This window comes from Thiothrix subterranea (genome assembly GCF_016772315.1).
GTDB lineage: Bacteria > Pseudomonadota > Gammaproteobacteria > Thiotrichales > Thiotrichaceae > Thiothrix > Thiothrix subterranea.
The window spans coordinates 358293-377287 of sequence record NZ_CP053482.1 but is presented as its reverse complement, the minus strand read 5'-3'; the positions used below and the strand labels follow the sequence as shown (position 1 = coordinate 377287).

Annotated in this window: 19 protein-coding genes and 3 tRNA genes; 15 read left to right on the top strand and 7 right to left on the bottom strand. The window is 51.8% G+C overall.

Annotated features, from left to right (window positions below):
- The first annotated feature begins 34 nt into the window (after window positions 1-34).
- The 10 genes from HMY34_RS01850 to HMY34_RS01805 all read left to right on the top strand — a co-directional run bounded on the left by HMY34_RS01850 (window position 35) and on the right by HMY34_RS01805 (window position 7638).
- Window positions 35-111, top strand: a tRNA-Val gene (locus tag HMY34_RS01850).
- A gap of 62 nt (window positions 112-173) precedes the next feature.
- Window positions 174-2102 (top strand): threonine--tRNA ligase, encoded by a 1929-nt coding sequence (gene thrS, locus HMY34_RS01845; RefSeq protein ID WP_202717472.1) that lies wholly within the window; start codon window positions 174-176, stop codon window positions 2100-2102.
- A complete protein-coding gene (gene infC / locus HMY34_RS01840; protein WP_266096943.1) occupies window positions 2068-2634 on the top strand; it encodes a translation initiation factor IF-3 in 567 nt (188 codons plus the stop codon). The genes thrS and infC overlap by 35 nt, the downstream gene beginning before the upstream one ends.
- A 75-nt stretch (window positions 2635-2709) precedes the next feature.
- Window positions 2710-2910, top strand: a complete 201-nt coding sequence (gene rpmI, locus HMY34_RS01835; protein WP_202717470.1) for a 50S ribosomal protein L35 — start codon at window positions 2710-2712, stop codon at window positions 2908-2910.
- Window positions 2911-2927: 17 nt separating this feature from the next.
- On the top strand, window positions 2928-3287 hold the full coding sequence (rplT, locus tag HMY34_RS01830) for a 50S ribosomal protein L20 (RefSeq protein ID WP_202717469.1): 360 nt from the start codon (window positions 2928-2930) through the stop codon (window positions 3285-3287).
- Between the two features lie 117 nt (window positions 3288-3404).
- Window positions 3405-4424, top strand: a complete 1020-nt coding sequence (pheS, locus tag HMY34_RS01825; RefSeq protein ID WP_202717467.1) for a phenylalanine--tRNA ligase subunit alpha — start codon at window positions 3405-3407, stop codon at window positions 4422-4424.
- A 13-nt stretch (window positions 4425-4437) separates the two neighbouring features.
- Window positions 4438-6825 (top strand): phenylalanine--tRNA ligase subunit beta, encoded by a 2388-nt coding sequence (pheT, locus tag HMY34_RS01820; protein WP_202717466.1) that lies wholly within the window; start codon window positions 4438-4440, stop codon window positions 6823-6825.
- Between the two features lie 21 nt (window positions 6826-6846).
- On the top strand, window positions 6847-7149 hold the full coding sequence (locus HMY34_RS01815) for an integration host factor subunit alpha (protein WP_443080469.1): 303 nt from the start codon (window positions 6847-6849) through the stop codon (window positions 7147-7149).
- Window positions 7127-7510 carry a MerR family transcriptional regulator gene (locus HMY34_RS01810; protein WP_202717463.1) on the top strand — a complete coding sequence of 128 codons (384 nt, stop codon included), beginning with the start codon at window positions 7127-7129 and terminating at the stop codon, window positions 7508-7510. Before HMY34_RS01815 ends, HMY34_RS01810 begins: the two co-directional genes overlap by 23 nt.
- A 51-nt stretch (window positions 7511-7561) precedes the next feature.
- Window positions 7562-7638: transfer RNA gene (locus HMY34_RS01805), tRNA-Pro, on the top strand.
- A gap of 69 nt (window positions 7639-7707) precedes the next feature.
- On the opposite strand, the gene HMY34_RS01800 is transcribed toward HMY34_RS01805, so the two are convergent.
- The 5 genes from HMY34_RS01800 to HMY34_RS01780 all read right to left on the bottom strand — a co-directional run bounded on the left by HMY34_RS01800 (window position 7708) and on the right by HMY34_RS01780 (window position 11846).
- Window positions 7708-7782, bottom strand: a tRNA-Arg gene (locus tag HMY34_RS01800).
- Between the two features lie 21 nt (window positions 7783-7803).
- Entirely contained in the window at window positions 7804-10149 is a 2346-nt protein-coding gene (locus tag HMY34_RS01795) for a mechanosensitive ion channel domain-containing protein (protein WP_202717462.1), read from the bottom strand.
- A gap of 2 nt (window positions 10150-10151) precedes the next feature.
- Complete coding sequence (locus HMY34_RS01790) at window positions 10152-11228, bottom strand: polysaccharide lyase (protein WP_228287952.1); 1077 nt, start codon at window positions 11226-11228, stop codon at window positions 10152-10154.
- Window position 11229: 1 nt separating this feature from the next.
- Window positions 11230-11514, bottom strand: a complete 285-nt coding sequence (locus HMY34_RS01785; protein ID WP_202717460.1) for a helix-turn-helix domain-containing protein — start codon at window positions 11512-11514, stop codon at window positions 11230-11232.
- Entirely contained in the window at window positions 11511-11846 is a 336-nt protein-coding gene (locus HMY34_RS01780) for a type II toxin-antitoxin system RelE/ParE family toxin (protein WP_202717459.1), read from the bottom strand. Before HMY34_RS01780 ends, HMY34_RS01785 begins: the two co-directional genes overlap by 4 nt.
- 183 nt (window positions 11847-12029) lie before the next feature.
- On the opposite strand from HMY34_RS01780, the gene pyrG reads away from it, so the two are divergent.
- Genes pyrG through eno form a run of 3 tightly spaced genes read left to right on the top strand, consistent with a single transcriptional unit; the run spans window position 12030 to window position 15821 of the window.
- Window positions 12030-13688 carry a CTP synthase gene (gene pyrG / locus HMY34_RS01775; protein WP_202717458.1) on the top strand — a complete coding sequence of 553 codons (1659 nt, stop codon included), beginning with the start codon at window positions 12030-12032 and terminating at the stop codon, window positions 13686-13688.
- On the top strand, window positions 13685-14518 hold the full coding sequence (kdsA, locus tag HMY34_RS01770; protein ID WP_202717456.1) for a 3-deoxy-8-phosphooctulonate synthase: 834 nt from the start codon (window positions 13685-13687) through the stop codon (window positions 14516-14518). Before pyrG ends, kdsA begins: the two co-directional genes overlap by 4 nt.
- A gap of 22 nt (window positions 14519-14540) precedes the next feature.
- Window positions 14541-15821, top strand: a complete 1281-nt coding sequence (eno, locus tag HMY34_RS01765) for a phosphopyruvate hydratase (RefSeq protein WP_202717455.1) — start codon at window positions 14541-14543, stop codon at window positions 15819-15821.
- Window positions 15822-15903: 82 nt separating this feature from the next.
- Here the strand turns inward: eno and HMY34_RS01760 are convergent, their stop codons facing one another.
- A complete protein-coding gene (locus tag HMY34_RS01760; protein WP_202717453.1) occupies window positions 15904-16362 on the bottom strand; it encodes a hypothetical protein in 459 nt (152 codons plus the stop codon).
- Window positions 16363-16670: 308 nt separating this feature from the next.
- Between HMY34_RS01760 and HMY34_RS01755 the strand changes: the two genes are divergently transcribed.
- On the top strand, window positions 16671-17003 hold the full coding sequence (locus HMY34_RS01755; protein ID WP_202717452.1) for an FtsB family cell division protein: 333 nt from the start codon (window positions 16671-16673) through the stop codon (window positions 17001-17003).
- Window positions 16993-17706 (top strand): 2-C-methyl-D-erythritol 4-phosphate cytidylyltransferase, encoded by a 714-nt coding sequence (gene ispD / locus HMY34_RS01750; RefSeq protein WP_202717451.1) that lies wholly within the window; start codon window positions 16993-16995, stop codon window positions 17704-17706. Before HMY34_RS01755 ends, ispD begins: the two co-directional genes overlap by 11 nt.
- Here ispD and glcF read toward each other — a convergent pair.
- Window positions 17703-18938 (bottom strand): glycolate oxidase subunit GlcF, encoded by a 1236-nt coding sequence (glcF, locus tag HMY34_RS01745; RefSeq protein WP_202717449.1) that lies wholly within the window; start codon window positions 18936-18938, stop codon window positions 17703-17705. The two genes, ispD and glcF, sit on opposite strands and share 4 nt — an antisense overlap.
- Window positions 18939-18995 lie beyond the last annotated feature (57 nt).

Here is an 18995-nt window from a genome sequence, read left to right as displayed (position 1 = left end):
TTTAATAACGCTATACTTTGCACCCTTCAGCGACAGGCGTATAGCTCAGTTGGTTAGAGCACCACCTTGACATGGTGGGGGTCGTTGGTTCGAGTCCAATTACGCCTACCATTTTTGGTATACAACCACTATAACCACGTGACCCCTCGTATAGGCCACCACTGGAGCACAATATGCCTATTATTACTCTCCCCGATGCAAGTCAACGTTCTTACGATGCCCCTCTTTCTGTCCTTGCCGTTGCTGCCGATATTGGCGCAGGTCTGGCTAAAGCGACCCTCGCAGGCAAAGTAAACGATCAATTGGTTGATGCCAGCTATGTCATTGACCACGATGTTTCCCTGAGTATCATCACCGCGAAAGATGCCGAAGGCTTGGATATTATCCGCCATTCCGCCGCGCACTTGATGGCTCAAGCGGTCAAACAAGTATTCCCCGATGTACAAGTCACCATTGGCCCTACGGTCGAAAACGGCTTTTACTACGATTTTGCCTCCCCACGCCCGTTCACGCCCGAAGATTTGCAGGCGATTGATGCGCGGATGCAAGATTTAATCAAGCAAGACATCCCCGTTGAGCGCAGCACTCTGTCACGCGATGAAGCCGTGAGCTTCTTCCTGAACATGGGCGAAAAATACAAAGCGGAAATTATCGAAAGCATTCCCGCCGACCAAACGCTCTCCCTCTACCGTCAAGGCGATTTTATCGACCTTTGCCGTGGCCCCCATGTTCCTAGCACAGGCAAAATCCCCTCCGTCAAAGTGATGAAAGTGGCAGGTGCTTACTGGCGCGGCAATTCCAACAACGAAATGCTGCAACGCATTTACGGCACGGCGTGGGCAAACAAAAAAGAGCTGCAAGCCTACCTGACTATGTTGGAAGAGGCTGAAAAGCGTGATCACCGTAAACTCGGTCGCCAACTGGATTTGTTCCATTTCGACGAACAAGCCCCCGGAGCAGTCTTCTGGCATCCGAAAGGTTGGACAGTGTTCCAAGCCTTGATTGGCTACATGCGTCAGCGCCAGCAACGTGCCGGTTACGTTGAGGTGAATACCCCCGATGTCATGGATCGCAGTCTGTGGGAAACCTCCGGTCACTGGTTTAACTACCGTGACAATATGTTCACCACCACGACTGAAGATGAGCGCGTGTTTGCCCTGAAACCCATGAACTGCCCCGGTGGTATGTTGATGTTTTCACAGGGTTTGAAAAGCTACCGCGATTTACCATTGCGCATGGCGGAATTCGGTAAAGTACACCGCTACGAACCGTCCGGCGCATTACATGGCCTGATGCGTGTGCGTCACTTCACTCAGGACGATGCGCACATCTTCTGTACTGAAGACCAGATGGCGCAAGAGTGCAAAGACGTGGTGGCGTTGGTGCTCGACATTTACAAAGAATTTGGCTTTGAAAATGTTCACATCAAACTCTCGACTCGCCCAGAAAACCGCATCGGTTCGGATGAAAGCTGGGATATACTTGAACATGCCCTCGGCAATGCCCTCGATAGCATGAAATTGCCCTACACGCTGTTCCCCGGCGAAGGCGCATTTTACGGGCCGAAACTGGAATTTGTGTTGCGTGATGCCATCGGTCGTGATTGGCAGTGTGGTACATTGCAAGTGGACATGAGCTTACCAGAGCGCTTTGACCTGACTTACGTGGCGGAAGATAATACCCGCAAACGTCCGGTCATGCTGCATCGCGCATTGTTCGGTTCATTGGAACGTTTCACCGGCATTCTGATCGAGCATTATGAAGGGCGTTTCCCACTCTGGTTAGCACCAACGCAAGCTGTCGTGATGAATATCACGGACAAACAAGCCGATTTCGTGCAAGATGCCACCAAGCAATTGCTTGATGCGGGTATTCGCGCTGTATCAGACTTGAGAAATGAAAAAATTGGCTTTAAAATCCGTGAACACACGATGCAACGTGTCCCCTACCTGTTGGTAGTCGGAGACCGCGAAGTGGAAACACAATCTGTAGCCATGCGCACTCGTTCCGGTAAAGACTTAGGAACTTTCCCATTGGCGGAAGTTTTGCAACGTCTGAACGCGGAAATTGCTGCACGTCGCTTATCACTATCTGAGGATTAAACTTATCGCTCTCGAAAAAGAACACCGTATTAATGACGATATTAACGTTCCGAAAATTCGTCTGATTGATGCGGAAGGTGAAAATCAAGGTGTTGTCTCCCTGCGGGACGCGCTGGAAATGGCTTACGACGCCGAACTCGATCTGGTGGAAATCGTACCCAATGCGAAGCCGCCGGTTTGCCGCATTATGGATTACGGCAAATTCCGTTTCGATGAAAGCAAAAAAGCCGCGATAGCCCGCAAAAACCAGAAACAAGTGCAGGTCAAAGAAATCAAGATGCGTCCGGCAACGGATGAAGGCGATTACCAGATCAAACTGCGCAAACTGAAAGAGTTTCTGGAAGAGGGCGATAAGGTTAAAGTCACCCTGCGCTTTAAAGGCCGTGAAATGGCTCATAAAGAACTGGGGATGGATGTCCTCAAGCGCGTTGAGAAAGAACTGGAAGAAGTCGCCGTTGTGGAACAATTCCCACGTCTCGAAGGCCGCCAAATGGTCATGATGCTCGGCGCGAAAAAGAAACCGGCAGCTTAAACGCCGGAACACCATCCTGTTAAGGCAAGGCACTCTTGCAGGATGTTTTATCTACCTTATGAAAAGGAGACCAAGATGCCTAAGATGAAAAGTAGCCGTGCTGCGGCTAAACGTTTCAAGAAAAACGGCAGTGGCTTGTTTAAACGCAAGCAATCGCATCTGCGTCATATCTTGACCAAGAAATCCACCAAGCGTAAGCGTCATTTGCGTTCAGGCGACAACTTCGTTGTTGCAGCCGACCACGGCAATGTGCAAAAAATGCTGCCCTACGCATAATCAGGAGGATTTAAAACATGGCAAGAGTTAAACGTGGTGTAACGGCACATGCCCGTCACAAGAAAATCCTCAAGCTGGCTAAAGGTTACTACGGTGCCAGAAGCCGGGTCTACCGGGTTGCGCATCAAGCAGTTATCAAGGCTGGTCAATACGCATTCCGCGACCGCCGTCAGAAAAAACGCCAATTCCGCGCTTTGTGGATCGTGCGTATTAATGCCGGTGCACGTCTGTTCGGTCTGTCTTACAGCCGCATGATGAATGGTTTGAAGAAAGCTAACATTAGCCTTGACCGTAAGGTTCTGGCGGATTTGGCAGTCCACGACATCACGGCGTTCGGTGCAGTAGCAGAAAAGGCAAAAGCTGCCCTAGCTGCTTAAGCTGCATTAAGATGCGCTGAAAAATACCCGTATAACGGGTGAGCAAGGCGGGGGAAGGTTTTACCTCTCCCCGCCTTTTGCTTTTTACCGATAACCCCATACATTAAGGAAATCGTCGTGCAAAGTTTGCTGGAATTGATGGGCGAAGCCCACGAGCAGATTTCGCAAGCCGTCAGCCTCGCCGCGTTGGATCAGGTGCGTGTGCAGTATCTAGGCAAGACAGGTTTGTTGACCGAGCAACTCAAGCAATTGGGCAAGTTACCGCATGAAGCGCGTAAAACAGCGGGTGCGGAAATCAACACTGCCAAGCAATCCCTGACTCTGGCATTGGATGACCGCAAGCAAAGCCTGCAAGCGGAAGCCTTGAGTGCGCGTTTGCAAGCGGAAAAGGTGGATGTCACCTTGCCCGGTCGCCGCATGGATACGGGCAGTTTGCACCCTGTTACCCAGACTATTCAACGCATTAGCGAGATCTTCGCGCAGTTGGGTTTCAGTTTGGCAGAAGGCCCTGAGATTGAAGACGATTTTCACAATTTTACTGCCTTAAATATACCGGAGTCGCATCCGGCGCGTGCCATGCACGACACATTCTATATGGATAGCGGCTTGCTGCTGCGTACCCATACCTCATCCGTGCAAGTGCGTCACATGGAAAACAACCCGCCACCGTTGCGTATCATTTCGCCGGGTCGGGTATACCGTTGTGATTCGGACATGACCCACAGCCCAATGTTCCACCAAGTGGAAGGGTTGATGGTGGATGAAGATGTCACTTTCGCGGATTTGAAAGGCATTCTCGAAGCCTTCTTTAAAGCCTTTTTTGAAGTGGATGAATTGCCGACGCGCTTCCGCGCCACGTTCTTCCCGTTTACTGAGCCATCCGCCGAAACCGATATTCAGTGTGTGCATTGCGGTGGTGACGGTTGCCGCGTGTGCAAAGGCACTGGCTGGCTGGAAGTCATGGGCTGCGGCATGGTGCACCCGAACGTATTGAAAAACGTCGGGATCGACAGTGAAAAATACACCGGTTTCGCGTTTGGTTTCGGGGTCGAACGTTTGGCGATGTTACGCTATCAAATCAATGATTTGCGCGTGATGTTTGATAACGACGTGCGTTTCTTGAAACAGTTTAGCTAAGCGGAGTAACCTTATGAAAGTCAGTGAAAAATGGCTGCGTGAGTGGATTGATACCCCGCTGGCGCTGGATGCAATTGCGGACAAACTCACCATGTCGGGCTGCGAAGTGGAAGCGCGTGATGCAGTAGCCACCGCCTTCACCAGCATCGTGGTAGGGCACGTTGTCGAGCGTGAAAAACACCCTGATGCCGATAAACTCAGCGTCTGCAAAGTGGACAATGGGCGTGGTGAAATCCTGCAAATCGTTTGTGGTGCAAGCAATGTGCGTGCGGGCATCAAAGTGCCGTTGGCGTTGATCGGCGCGGTATTGCCATTACCCGATGGCGCAGATTTAAAGATCAAAAAAGGCAAGCTGCGCGGTGTGGAATCGTTCGGCATGTTGTGTTCATCGACCGAATTGGGGATGTCTGACAAATCTGACGGCTTGCTGGAGTTGCCGGAAGATGCGCCCGTGGGCATGGACATTCGCGAGTATTTGAAACTCGATGACGAAATAATTGAGCTGGCAATTACCGCAAACCGTGGCGATTGCATGAGCATGATCGGTGTGGCACGCGAAACTGCCTTGGTGATGGATGTGCCACTGAATGTGCCGGAAATCCCTGCGCAAACTGTTCAGCATACTGATACATTTCCGGTTGAATTATCAGCGACGGATGCTTGCCCGCGTTATGTCGGGCGGATCATTCGCAATATCAACCCGCAAGCCGCCACGCCGATTTGGATGCAGGAAAAATTGCGCCGTGCGGGTGTGCGCAGCATTTCTGCCACGGTTGACGTAACCAATTACGTGTTGCTGGAACTCGGTCAACCAATGCACGCCTTTGACCTCGACACGCTACACGGCGGTATTGTGGTACGTTACGCGAATGCAGGCGAAACCCTGAAGTTGTTGGATGGGCAAACCGCGACCTTGCGTAACGACACATTGGTGATTGCTGATGCAGCCCAGCCGGTAGCAATGGCGGGCATTATGGGCGGCGAACCCACGTCAGTGACGAATGCTACTCGCAATGTGTTTCTGGAAAGTGCGCATTTCCGCCCTGCCAAAATCATGGGTAAGGCGCGTAGCTACGGTTTGCAAACCGATTCTTCGGCGCGTTTCGAGCGTGGTGTTGATCCCGATATGCCGGTTAAGGCCATGGAACGTGCGACACAATTGATCGTGAGCATTTGCGGCGGCGAAGTCGGCACGTTGGTGGATACACTGGCGGATGCTGGCGTATTGCAACGCAAAACGATTTTGTTGCGTCCTGAACGTATCCGTCGTGTGTTAGGCGTGACGATGGATGCGGCGACAGTTGAAGGCGTATTGGCGCGTTTGAATTGCACTTTCACCAGCAGTGATGCGGGTTGGCAAGTGCGAGCGCCGTTGGCACGTTTCGACTTGAACATCGAAGAAGATTTGATCGAAGAGCTGGCGCGGGTGCGCGGTTATGATTCGATTCCGGCGGAATTGCGCCCGCGTGCGCCGCGTATTACCCAGCCGAGTGAAACAGCGGTTAGACGTGAAAATTTGCGTCACACACTCGTGGCGCGTGGGTATCAGGAAGCGGTCACATTCAGCTTTGTTGACCCGAAAATGGAGCACTTGCTTGCCCCTGGTGCGGATAATATTGCGCTGGCGAACCCAATTTCCGCCGATTTGGGTGTGATGCGTAGTACTTTGTGGTCGGGTTTATTGCGTGCTGTCACTTATAACGTGAATCGTCAACAAAACCGTGTACGTTTATTTGAAATTGGCCCCGCGTTTTCAAGCGGCGAAAATGGTAAGCCGCAGCAACAAACCATGTTATCGGGCGTGTTGACTGGGAATCTTTACCCAGAACAATGGGGACAAGTGAACCGTCCGGTCGATTTCTACGACCTAAAAGGGGATGTGGAGGCATTGTTGGAGCAAGTGACGGGTACGCGGTTTCATTTTGCACCGGTCGCTCACTCCGCGTTACACCCCGGTCAGTCTGCACAAATCATGACGGATACCGCAGTGGTGGGCTGGATGGGAATGTTGCACCCTAAAATTGAAGCACAGTTGGGTTTAGAACAGCCTGTTTATGTGTTTGAGTTGGATATGCAGTGGCTGATGCAGCGGGTATTACCGAAGTATCAAGCTATTTCTAAATTTCCAGCAATTCGACGTGACTTAGCGTTATTAGTCAGGGATGATGTACTAGCGGTTGCGCTGGAAAATGCCGTGGAAAAAGCAGCAATTCCGCAGTTAATATCGTATTATTTATTCGATGTCTACACAGGCAAAGGTATACCAGAAGGTCAGAAAAGTGTCGCTTTAAGCTTGATTGTACAAGACTTTTCGCGCACTCTTGAAGATGCGGAAATCAATCAGATCGTCGATACAGTGGTCACTTCACTTCGGGATGAAGTGGGTGCAGTGTTGCGTTAAACAGGGAGAAAGTGCATGACAATAACATTAACCAAAGCCGATATGGTTGAACACCTTTTTGAAGAGTTGGGCTTAAATAAGCGCGAAGCCAAGGATCTGGTGGAAATGTTTTTTGAGGAAATCCGCGATGCGTTGGAAACCGGCAAACACGTGAAATTGTCGGGCTTTGGCAATTTTATGTTGCGCGATAAAACCCAGCGTCCAGGACGTAACCCGAAAACAGGGGAAGAAATTCCGGTAACAGCACGCCGCGTGGTGACGTTCCGTCCGGGGCAAAAACTCAAGCAGCGGGTAGAGGAATATGGAAGCAGCGACGCCGCTTAGCAGTCAATTGCCGCCTATTCCCGGTAAACGCTATTTCACTATTGGTGAAGTGAGCGATTTGTGTGGTGTAAAAACGCACGTGTTGCGCTATTGGGAGGGCGAGTTCCCTTCGCTCAAACCGATGAAACGGCGCGGAAATCGCCGTTATTATCAGCGCGAAGATGTGTTGCTGATTCGCCAGATTCGCGGCTTATTGTATGAGCAAGGTTATACGATTAGCGGAGCGCGGCAGAAATTGCTGGATGATGTACATACGCCGCCGCCTGCTGCTTTGCCGTTGGAGTCGATTATGGTGAATGGTAACGACGTTGCGCCGCTGGTTGAGGAGTTGGAACGCATTTTGTTTGTCCTCAATCACTGATTTCAACTTGAGCTTACGCTGTGATTACGGTAAGCTCTGTCCCCTTCACGTCGGGGCGTAGCGCAGCCTGGTAGCGCACCACACTGGGGGTGTGGGGGTCGAAGGTTCGAATCCTTTCGTCCCGACCAATACATCATGAAAAAGCCCTTACAGATTGCCATTTGTAAGGGCTTTTTTTATGAATCAGTACCCGGTGATGGCGGCCCCAACAGGAATCGAACCTGTAGCTGCCCCTTAGGAGGGGGCCGTTTTATCCATTAAACTATGGGGCCAAACGATGAGAAGCGCATATTCTAGCTTAAATCTTGCGATTTGACAGTTTTTCCTGACCACGTATACGGCTCACTGCGAATAAAAGGCATGGGTATTTCTTGTTGGCGTAGCGCCTTATCAATCGCTAAGTTCAAATCGCTGATGACTCTGGCTTTTGTTTCAATATCCCGAATAAAGCAACGTAATTCAAAATTGAGTGCATTATCGCTAAATGATCGAAAGAATACGTTAATTTTCATATCACTACGATCTTTCAATACCAATGGGTGTGCATTGGCAGCCTCTTGTAATATTGCCATAACCTGTTCGGTGTCAACACCATAAGCCACATTGACGGGAATAATCACTCTGCCGAAATTGTCGTTCAGCATCATATTGGTGACTTGCCCAGAAATGATTTGCGAGTTCGGTACAATAATGTCAGAACGATCAAAGGTCTGGATGGTCGTGGAGCGAATGCTAATGTCGCGCACATAACCTTCCGCCGTGCCTACCGTGATCCAATCGCCGCGCCGGATCGGGCGTTCAAACAGCAAAATCAACCCAGATACGAAATTATTGACGATGTTTTGCAAGCCAAAACCGATCCCGACCGATAATGCCCCCGCAATAATCGCCAGATTTTCAAACTGAATACCCGCTACCGACAAGCCCATTAAAATCGCCAGCAAAATACCGGTATAGCCCGAAACGGTAGTAATCGCTTCACGTGCGCCCCGGCTCAAGGTGGTGCGGCGTAACCAACTTTCTGCCAGATTTTTCTTCATCACATGCGTGAGACTGACCAATAGCGCGACGATCAGCAAGCCGCCGATAATGCGCAAGGGTTCCAGCGTGAAGCCGCCAATCTTGATACCGCTGGCAAGTTGCGTCAGCAACAGGGTAAAGTTTTGCTCTGGCATCCCCCACAGCCGCAGTGACAAAATTAGCAATCCGCCAGAAACTACCAGCATATTCGCAAGGCGTAGCCACAACAAACCGGGCACGATTTGATTGCTGCGCAACCCCAGTTGTTGCCGCAAACGTTGTTGCCAAGGGGTGCGCCCGACATCCAGTCCATCAAAGATTTCTGCTGGAATTTTGAGTAGCAACCACGCCACCAGTAACAAAAATAGCGTGCCAAAGACGCCGGTAAACAAAAATACCGAAAAATTGCGGTAGCCCAGCCATAAACTGCTAACAGAAACCAGCAACGCACCCACTGCCAACCAATGCAGCCGCGTGTGTTGGATAAACAAAAAGTGATCAGACATGAGCCAAATGAGACGAGCAAGTGAAAAGCCAATCACTGTACCTAGCGCAACTCGTATTAATCCCACGAAATGGCTGGGGGCAGTGCTGGCTTGCGTAGCGGAATCTAGCAGTGGCGAATGAAAAATTGTGCCGATTAAAGTGGTAACGATCAGCAGTCGCGCCCAGAAATACAATTTGTGTCCTGTTTGCTGTGTCGCGGGGACAACGCCTTCAACCTGTCCGGCGGGGCGCAATAGCGAATGCATAATGCCGTAGCTGATGCCAAATAACAGCAACGCTTGCGTAAATTGCAAGATAAGAGGTACACCCGGCGGTGCAAAATAGAGCGACAATGCCGCTAAGCCTGCAAACAAGGTGTAAGGTAAAAAGCGTAACAGACTAATCCACACCGCTGCCAGCGTGGGGCTGGTGGCGTGAATCGGCGGTATTGTTTCACGGTATTGACGGCGTTTGTGAATACTCCAAAACAGCCCCGCAATCAACCCGGCGATACCGTAAGCGAGTGCGATCCACACATTGGTTTTGTTCAAGGGGAGGTTGGTTAATACACGCAATAAACCACTAATTTCAGTTTTCCATACGCCGGATTCCAGCAGTATCACTTCCAAGTGGTCGATTACGGAGTAACTGTAAGCAAATAGCTGATCTTTAAGTAAAATCTGTCGAGATTGGCGGGTATCCGTCAATAAGGTAGCCGCTCGCAGGCTGAGTAAGCGGCATTGGGATAAGGTTTTTTCAAGCTGCTGTTTTTGTTCTGTGAGTTCTTGGCGTTTGCGTTTGACGTCCGCGTCTTCGTCGGTATTGGCTTCACCCAAACTGTCCGTGGCTTGTTGGGTTTGGGTTTGTTGTTGTTCCTGTTGCGCGACACAGGTTTTGGCGACTTGTTCCAGACGTGCTGCCGTGGCGGTCAGGCTATCGAGCTTGTTGAGATCGAGCCGCTTTTGTTTCTCAAGTTGCTGGAATGTCGTTTCCGTGGTGTTGAGTTCAGCGCTGATTTCCTCCAACCGCTCGCTGGGGAATTCATTATCGGCGGCGTGCAGTGGCAATGCCAACCAAGTTAGCAGTATCAGGTAAAGCCAACGGCGCGGGAAAAGAATTTGAGTTGTTAGCATAATCAGTGTGGGGTAGCGGAGAGGGTAAAGTCGTCAAGATAGAGCAGCATATCACGTTTGGGTGCCCATTCTGCGCCTGTGCCGCCGAAGAATACGGCAAACAGGAAGCGTTCGATCTGGAGATTGCTGCTGTTGCGGAAGCGTAGGTCGCGTTTGTCTAGCACCTGTTTGCCATTGAGCCATGTGGTGATAATGCCATCGCGTTTGCCGGGGGTGTTGAGGCGTACCAAGGTTTTGATGTGATACCACTGACCGTTTTCCACGGGGGGCATATCCCATACGAAAAAGTCGCCGAAGTTTTTGGATTGGTCGGGGTGGTAGACGTATTGCCCCAGTTTGCCGTCTTTGTCCCACATCACGCGCACGCTCCAGCCGTCGTTGCCATTGGGTTTTACGCCGCCGACGCGGGGTTCAAAGCTGCCTATGCCGGGGAGTTTGCCGCCGCGCACGAAGTCGAAGTTTTCCGGGAATTTGACCCAGTACGAGTAATACAGGCTGTCGAGTTGTGCACCGATGTGCGGTTTCCAGTTGGCGCAGTCTTTTTCGTTGACGCAACCGGATGTGCCTTTGGGAATGTTGAGGCGTAAGGCTTGCCCTTGACCATTGCGGGCTTCTTGCTTGCCGACGATGCTGACATTGTTTAAGCCCATGCTCCAGCCGGGGCAGTTCCAGGCGCGGAAGTAGTCTTTTTCGGTGTAATGGCCGGGGGTGTTTTGGTCGAAGGTGATGCGTAGCGGTTTACCGGAGGTGAGAGGGGTGTTGCCGTCACAGAAGGCGTTGCTGTGGAAGGCTTTGTAGTAGAGGTTTTCCCCAGCTTTGGTCGCGGCGCGGGCGGGGATTTGCATACTGTTGAGGTATGCCCACACCGGGTGATTAGTGGGTGGGCTGGGGTTGCCGTTGTAGAGGACTAGCACTTTGTCCCACTGGTTGTCGTGAGGATTCCATTGCAGCTTGGCGGCAAGCTCGAAGGGTTGCGCGGCGTTGGTGGTGGGGATGGTGCGCACGTCTTGCGACGCTGCCAGCGTGGGGGGGGATAGCAGGATGGCAAGCAGCAGGGGGATGGTAATATATCTGTACATCTTATGCCGCTATGCTCAGGGTCACATGACGACCGGCTGCTTCCAGCATGTTGACCAGCCGGTCGATGGTGCAACGGTCAATTTTTCCGTGCAGTACATCGTTCAGGCGCGGGCGAGTTGTACCCAATACCTTGGCTGCTTCTGCTTGCGTCATGCTACTGGTGTTGTACCATTTCTTAATTTCGATCATTAGGGCTGAGCGCAGTTTGAGGTTAGCCCGTTGGATGGGGTCATCTTCCAAGGCATCCCAGACGCTGCTGAAACTTTGTACGATTAATTCACTCATTTTTTCTGTTCCTCTAGTGCCTGTTGGTATGCTCTACGACCTGCTTCAATATCACGCTGAGCGGTCTGCTGGGTTTTCTTCTGGAAAGCGTGCAGGATGTAAACTGCATCTTCAAACTTGGCAACGTAAAAAATTCGGTATTGTTCTTTCGGCAAGTCTGTTTTTATGCGGATTTCATAGACACCCGATCCGACTGTTGCCATCGGCTTCCAGTCGTCTGGCATTTCACCCTGTTGCACATTGTCGATGGCATGGCCTGCCAGCCGTTTGGCCTCCGGTGGAAACTGCCGGATGGTTTCCAGCGCGTTGCCGATAAATTTGGCTATTTTCAATGCAGTGTATCCAGCGTCGTTCTTATGCTTTTAAGTGTCCCAGATTTGATACAAAGAGGAAAGTGGTTTCTGGTGGGAAGCTGTCGGTGGGCATTCCTAACTTTCTTGCCTTAGCAAAACCCATCCATCTATGGTAGGATGCGCCCGCATAATTGTGACTCACACGGATGCGTATTTCCCCCTATGGCTCGATATATTTTCATCACTGGCGGCGTGGTTTCCTCTTTAGGGAAAGGCATTGCTGCCGCCTCTCTCGGTGCAATCCTTGAAGCGCGTGGCTTAAAAGTCACGATGCTCAAACTTGACCCCTACATCAACGTCGACCCCGGTACCATGAGTCCGTTCCAACACGGCGAAGTCTTCGTCACGGAAGATGGCGCAGAAACCGACCTCGATCTGGGGCATTACGAGCGTTTTGTCGGTTTCAAAGCCAGCAAGCTCAACAACTTTACCACCGGGCGCATTTACCAGACGGTCATCAGCAAGGAACGGCGCGGCGAATACCTCGGCGCAACCGTGCAAGTGATTCCGCACATTACCGACGAAATCAAACGTTGCGTGCGTGCGGGCGCGGGTGATGCCGACATTGCGATGGTCGAAATCGGCGGCACGGTTGGCGACATCGAAGCCATGCCCTTCATGGAAGCCATCCGCCAAATGGGTGTGGAAGAAGGGCGTAGCAATGCTTTGTTTATCCACTTAACCTTGTTGCCATATGTTGCCGCAGCGGGCGAATTAAAAACCAAGCCCACCCAGCACTCGGTCAAGGAATTGCGTTCCATCGGTATCCAGCCCGATATTTTGCTGTGCCGCAGCGAACGCCCGTTCCCCGAAAACGAGCGCAAAAAGATTTCTCTGTTCACCAATGTGGAAGAACGCGCTGTCATTTCGGCGGTAGATTTGGACAATATCTACAAAATCCCCCTGTGGCTGCACGCGCAAAAATTGGATCGCATCGTTGCCGAAAAATTCGGGTTAACCAATTTGCCGGAAGCTGATCTTTCCGACTGGAAAAATGTGGTCAGCTCGATGGAATTCCCCGAAGCGGAAATCACCGTGGCGATGGTCGGCAAATACGTCGATTTGACCGAATCGTACAAATCCTTGAACGAAGCGCTGACCCACGCGGGCATCCAAACACATACCAAGGTCAGGATTCACTACCTCGATTCCGAACGCCTCGAATCCGATGACGAACAAGCCTTTGAACTCTTAGGCAAAGTCGATGCGATTCTCGTCCCCGGCGGTTTCGGTAATCGCGGTGTCGAAGGCAAAATCCGTGCAGCCCAGTATGCGCGTGAAAACAACGTGCCTTACCTCGGCATTTGCTTGGGGATGCAGGTCGCGGTCATCGAATTCTCACGCCATTGCGCAGGCTTGGCAGGCGCACACAGCACCGAATTCGCGCCCGATTCGCCACATCCCGTCATCGGTTTGATTACCGAATGGCAAGCCGAAGACGGCACGATTGAAAAGCGTTCCCACGATTCCGATCTGGGCGGCACGATGCGCCTTGGTGGGCAGCCGTGCGTGTTGCAAGAAGGCTCATTGGCACGCACCACTTACGGCGCGGCGCAAATCGTCGAACGCCATCGCCACCGTTACGAATTCAACAACCATTACCGCGAAACGTTGGCAAAGCACGGGCTGATTTTGTCCGGCACGTCCATCGACGGCAATTTGATTGAAATGATCGAATTGCAAGATCACCCGTGGTTTTTGGCTTGCCAGTTCCACCCGGAATTTACCTCGCGTCCACGCCAAGGGCATCCGCTGTTTAGCGGCTTTGTCAGCGCGGCACGCCGTTATCACGAAACCAAAACGAGCAGCAAACGATCATGAAACTGTGCGGATTTGACGTAGGGCTGGATCAGCCATTTTTCCTGATTTCAGGCCCTTGTGCGATTGAAACCGAAAAGCTGGCACTGGAAACGGCGAGTAAGCTGAAGGACATGACCACCCGTTTGGGCATTCCGTTTATCTACAAATCGTCGTTCGACAAAGCTAACCGTTCGTCGCATAACAGCGCACGCGGCGTGGGCTTGGAAGCGGGTTTGCGGATTCTGGAGCGCGTCAAAACTGAGATTGGTGTGCCTGTGTTGACGGATGTGCACGAAGATACGCCGATGGATGAAGTCGCCAGCGTGGTGGATGTGTTGCAAACGCCAGCATTCTTGTGCCGCCAGACCAACTTCATCCAAATGGTGGCGCGTACTGGCAAGCCGGTGAACATTAAAAAAGGCCAGTTCCTCGCGCCGTGGGATATGGGTAACGTAGTCGAAAAAGCGCGTGCGACTGGCAATCAGCAGATTATGGTGTGCGAACGTGGTTACAGCTTCGGCTACAACAACCTTGTGTCGGATATGCGCAGTTTGGCGATTATGCGCGATACGCAATGCCCGGTGGTGTTTGATGCCACGCACTCGGTGCAATTACCGGGCGGGCAGGGCAGTTGTTCTGGCGGGCAACGCGAACACGTACCTGTGTTGGCGCGTGCGGCGGTAGCGGTCGGCATTGCTGGGCTATTCATGGAATCGCACCCCGACCCCGCCAATGCGCTGAGCGATGGCCCGAATTCATGGCCGATGGATCGCATGGAAGAATTACTGATCACGCTGGTCGAGTTGGATCGCGTCATCAAGGCACAAAAATTGCTAGAAAATACTTTGTAAGTTTAATTGGGAAATAGAGATTATGTCTGAAATTAAATCAGTAAGGGCGCGTGAAATCGTCGATTCCCGTGGCAACCCTACCGTGGAAGCCGATGTTATCCTCAGCAATGGCGTGATGGGGCGTGCGGCTGTGCCGTCCGGCGCATCCACAGGTTCGCGTGAAGCGATTGAATTGCGCGACGGTGGTGCACGTTACATGGGCAAAGGCGTGCAAACCGCCGTTGCCAACGTGAACGGCGAAATCGCCAAAGCCGTTGCGGGCATGGATGTCACCGATCAAGGCGGCATCGACCGCGCGATGATCGCGCTGGATGGCACTGAAAACAAAGCCCGTTTGGGTGCAAACGCGCTGCTGGCAGTGTCAATGGCAACCGCACACGCGGCAGCTAACGACCAAGGTTTGCCACTGTACCAATACCTCGGCAAGGCCGATTCCTACAAGCTGCCCGTGCCCATGATGAACATCATCAACGGTGGCGCACACGCGGACAATAGCGTGGACATGCAGGAATTCATGATTCTGCCCGTCGGCGCAACCAGCATGGAGGAAGCGGTACGTTACGGTGCAGAAGTGTTCCATAACCTCAAATCCGTGCTGAAAAAGCGTGGCATGAACACTGCCGTGGGCGACGAAGGCGGTTTTGCTCCTGACCTGTCCTCCAACGAACAGGCAATTGAAGTCATTCTGGAAGCGATTGATAAAGCCGGTTTCAAAGCAGGTCAAGACATCTGGCTGGGTCTGGACGTTGCCAGCTCCGAGTTCTACAAAAACGGTAAATACGATTTGGAATCCGAAGGCAAGCAGTTCAGCGCCGAAGAGTTCACCGCTTACCTCGAAAACTGGGTTAACCAATACCCGATTCTGACCATTGAAGATGCGATGGCGGAAGGCGATTGGGCTGGTTGGGCGCATTTCACCAATGTGCTGGGCAAGCGTGTGCAGATCGTTGGTGATGATTTGTTTGTGACCAATACCAAGATTCTGCAAGAAGGCATCGACAAGGGGATTGCGAACTCTATCCTGATCAAAGTTAATCAGATTGGTACGCTGACTGAAACCTTGGAAGCGATTGGTATGGCGCATAAAGCGGGTTATACGGCGGTGGTTTCACACCGTTCGGGCGAAACCGAAGACACCACGATTGCAGACATTGCCGTGGCGACTAATGCTTGCCAGATTAAGACGGGTTCATTGTCGCGTTCCGACCGAATTGCCAAGTACAACCAGTTGCTGCGTATTGCGGAGCAGTTGGGTAGCAAGGGTACTTATGCGGGAAAATCAGCGTTTAAACAGTTAGGCTAAGCTGCCACTAACTGGTCTGAACTGAAAAGCCCCCAGTCTAGCGATAGGCTGGGGGCTTTTTTATTAGGCTGGGCAATAAGAATTAATCTTTGCCTTTGCCGCTGCTTTTGTTGGAACAGCCCACCGTAGTGTCTGAATCACCTTTGCTGCCACCGTGACTGCTGCTTGAGCCGCCTTTACCACGACCGTCGGAAGAATCATCGTCCTTATCGCTTTTGCTGCCGCCGCTAATGTTGCCAGCCTCACCACTGCCCGCACAGCCTGAACTTTTACCACAGGCAGAATCGCCGCCTTTACTATCATCGCCTTTGCTGCCTTCCGTGCTACCACTGCTCAGGCTTTTGATCAGGTTTTCAAGAATGGCGAACAGACTGGAAAAATCCTTGCCTTCCAGTGCGTCTTGTCCAGAACCCTGCGCATTTTTATTAAAACTGTCGGTCGTTTTGGTATCCAATTTGCTACTGGAAAGATCTTGCGCCCCGGTATTTTTGAAGCTATTACTGTAATCGTTTGCCCCATACCCACTATTAATAGATGTCATGACTAATCTCCTTGTCACTATGCAATAGAAGTTGCTGCTAGGCAGCAACCTGTTTGGATGGTGTGTGAGCAGCGTTTCGCTTCCTGCCAGCAATGCTCCGCACCACGCATTTTTATAGTAATTAATAATTGGCAAAAGCTGGGGAGGTAAAATCTTAACGCGGCTGATTTGCTGATGAATGGTATGATTTGCGGATTCAAAGGAAAGTTTTTACGGGGGCGTTGATGTTTTTTGTCAGCGATTCGGTATCATCTGCTATCCTTTTGCGATGAATAGCTTTTACGATTGTTGACACTGCATTTATGAATATGACACGCATTTTATCTTGGATTCTCAGCTTATTGGCATTTGTTCTGTTTGTACGCTTGTGGGCAGGGCCTGCGAGTTACCCCGACATTGGACGTTTGGAACAAAAAATTGAGCAGCAAAACGCGGCGAATGATCAACAAGCTGAAATCAAGCGCAAGCTACAAATGGACGTGGTGGGTTTATCCAAAGACGACGACGCGGTGGAAGAACATGCCCGCAGCGAATTGGGCATGGTGCGTGAAGGCGAAACGTTTTATCAGGTGATTCTAAAGTCCGACCCAGAAGCCACTGCGCCGGTGCCACAAGTGAAGGTTGCGCCGCATGTCGAATAAGGTATGGGTAATTATTCCTGCTGCCGGAGTCGGGGCGCGGATGCAAGCCGATCGACCGAAACAATACCTGCCGCTGCTGGGTAAAACGGTGATTGAACACACCTTGGATTGTTTTCTAACCCATCCGGCGGTTACGGGGATTGTGGTGGCGGTGAGTAGGGGCGATCCGTTTTGGGCAGAACTCATGGCAACCACGCTTAACCAGTACCAGCAGTTGCACACCGCTCCCGGTGGGCGTGAACGCTCAGATTCGGTACGCAATGCCTTGAATTATTTGGTAGATACTTTGCAGATTGCGCCAGAAACAGGGGTGCTGGTACACGATGCGGCTCGCCCCTGCTTAAGCCGCGCTGATTTGGATAAGCTGTTAGCCATCGGCGGCAAGGAAGTGGCTGGCGCAATTCTCGCCACGCCGGTGCGTGATACCATGAAACGCGCTCAAGTCGATGCAACGCGAATTTCACACACCGAAGACCGTAATGGTTTATGGCACGCGCTTACCCCGCAAATGGCAAGCGTGGGGCTATTGCGCAGTGCGCTGGCTGATGCTTGGGCAAAGGGTGTGGCGGTAACGGATGAAGCCTCGGTGCTTGAACACGCTGGGCTGCATCCTGTACTAGTGGAAGGCGATGCCCGCAATCTGAAAATCACCCGCCCTGCTGATTTGGCCTTAGCGACTTTCTTTTTGAGTGACACGCCTTAGCCGGATTTATCCAGCAAATGAATCCAGTGCATCACCGGCAAATCACTGCCTTCCTGCAAATGCGTCTGGCAGCCAATATTGGCGGTCACAATCGCTTCGGGCGCGTTTGCGGTCAAGTTGGCTAATTTATTGCGGCGCAATTGCTGGGAAAGTTCCGGCTGCAAAATCGAGTACGTACCCGCTGAACCGCAACACAAGTGTTCGTCCGCCACGGGGACGAGTACATAGCCGCAGTCTGTGAGGATATTTTCCACCACACCGCGAATCTTTTGCCCGTGTTGCAAAGTGCAAGGCGGATGCCATGCAACTTTTGTGGCTTGAGTGGGTGCGAGTTGCTGGTAATTTTCTTTGGCAATGATTTCGGCAATGTCTTTGCACAAGTTGGAAATGCGTTCGGCTTTAATCCCGTATTCCGGGTCGTGACGCAGGTGGTGAGCGTATTCTTTCACCATCACGCCGCAACCGCTGGCGGTGGTAACAATCGCTTCGACACCGCCACCTTGCTTGGATAGGTAAGGCCACCATGCGTCGATATTGCGTTTCATGTATTCCAATGCATCGTCTGGCGCACCCAAGTGCTGGCTGACCGCGCCACAGCACCCGGCTTTGGGGGCAACCACTAAACTGATGCCGAGTTTGTCTAATACCCGTGCGGTTGCCGCATTGATGTCGGGGGAAAGCGCGGGTTGCACGCAGCCTTCCAGCACCAAAATCCAGCGATTATGGCGGGCTTTAGGCCAATCACCCGCCGGGCGTGGCGCGGTAATTTTGCTGGCGAGTTTTTCAGGCAACAGGGGTTTAAAAGTGCGCCCCAACGTTAAGCCCAAACTAAATAAGTTGGTTTTAGGCAAAAACGTGCGTAAACGTTTGCGCAAGGTGCTATCAGCGCGGTCACGCCCGACATGCTCTTCGGCGAGATGTCGCCCAATATCCAATAATTTGCCGTATTCGACTCCAGAAGGGCAGGTGGTTTCGCAACTGCGGCACAGCAAGCAACGGTCAAGGTGTTGCAGCGTTTTGCGCCCGCTGTCTGGGGTGTTTTCCAGATTGCCTTCCATCAGTTGTTTGATGAGGTAAATACGCCCGCGTGGGCCGTCGTTTTCATCGCCAAGCAATTGATACGTGGGGCAGGTGGCATTGCAAAAGCCGCAGTGTACGCAGCGGCGCAAAATGTCTTCGGCAACTTTGCCTGCCGAGGTGTGCCGCAGTGCGGAGAGTATCTGGGTTTGCATTACCAGTCCTTGTACATTCGACCAGGGTTGAAAATACCGTGCGGATCCATCGCCTGT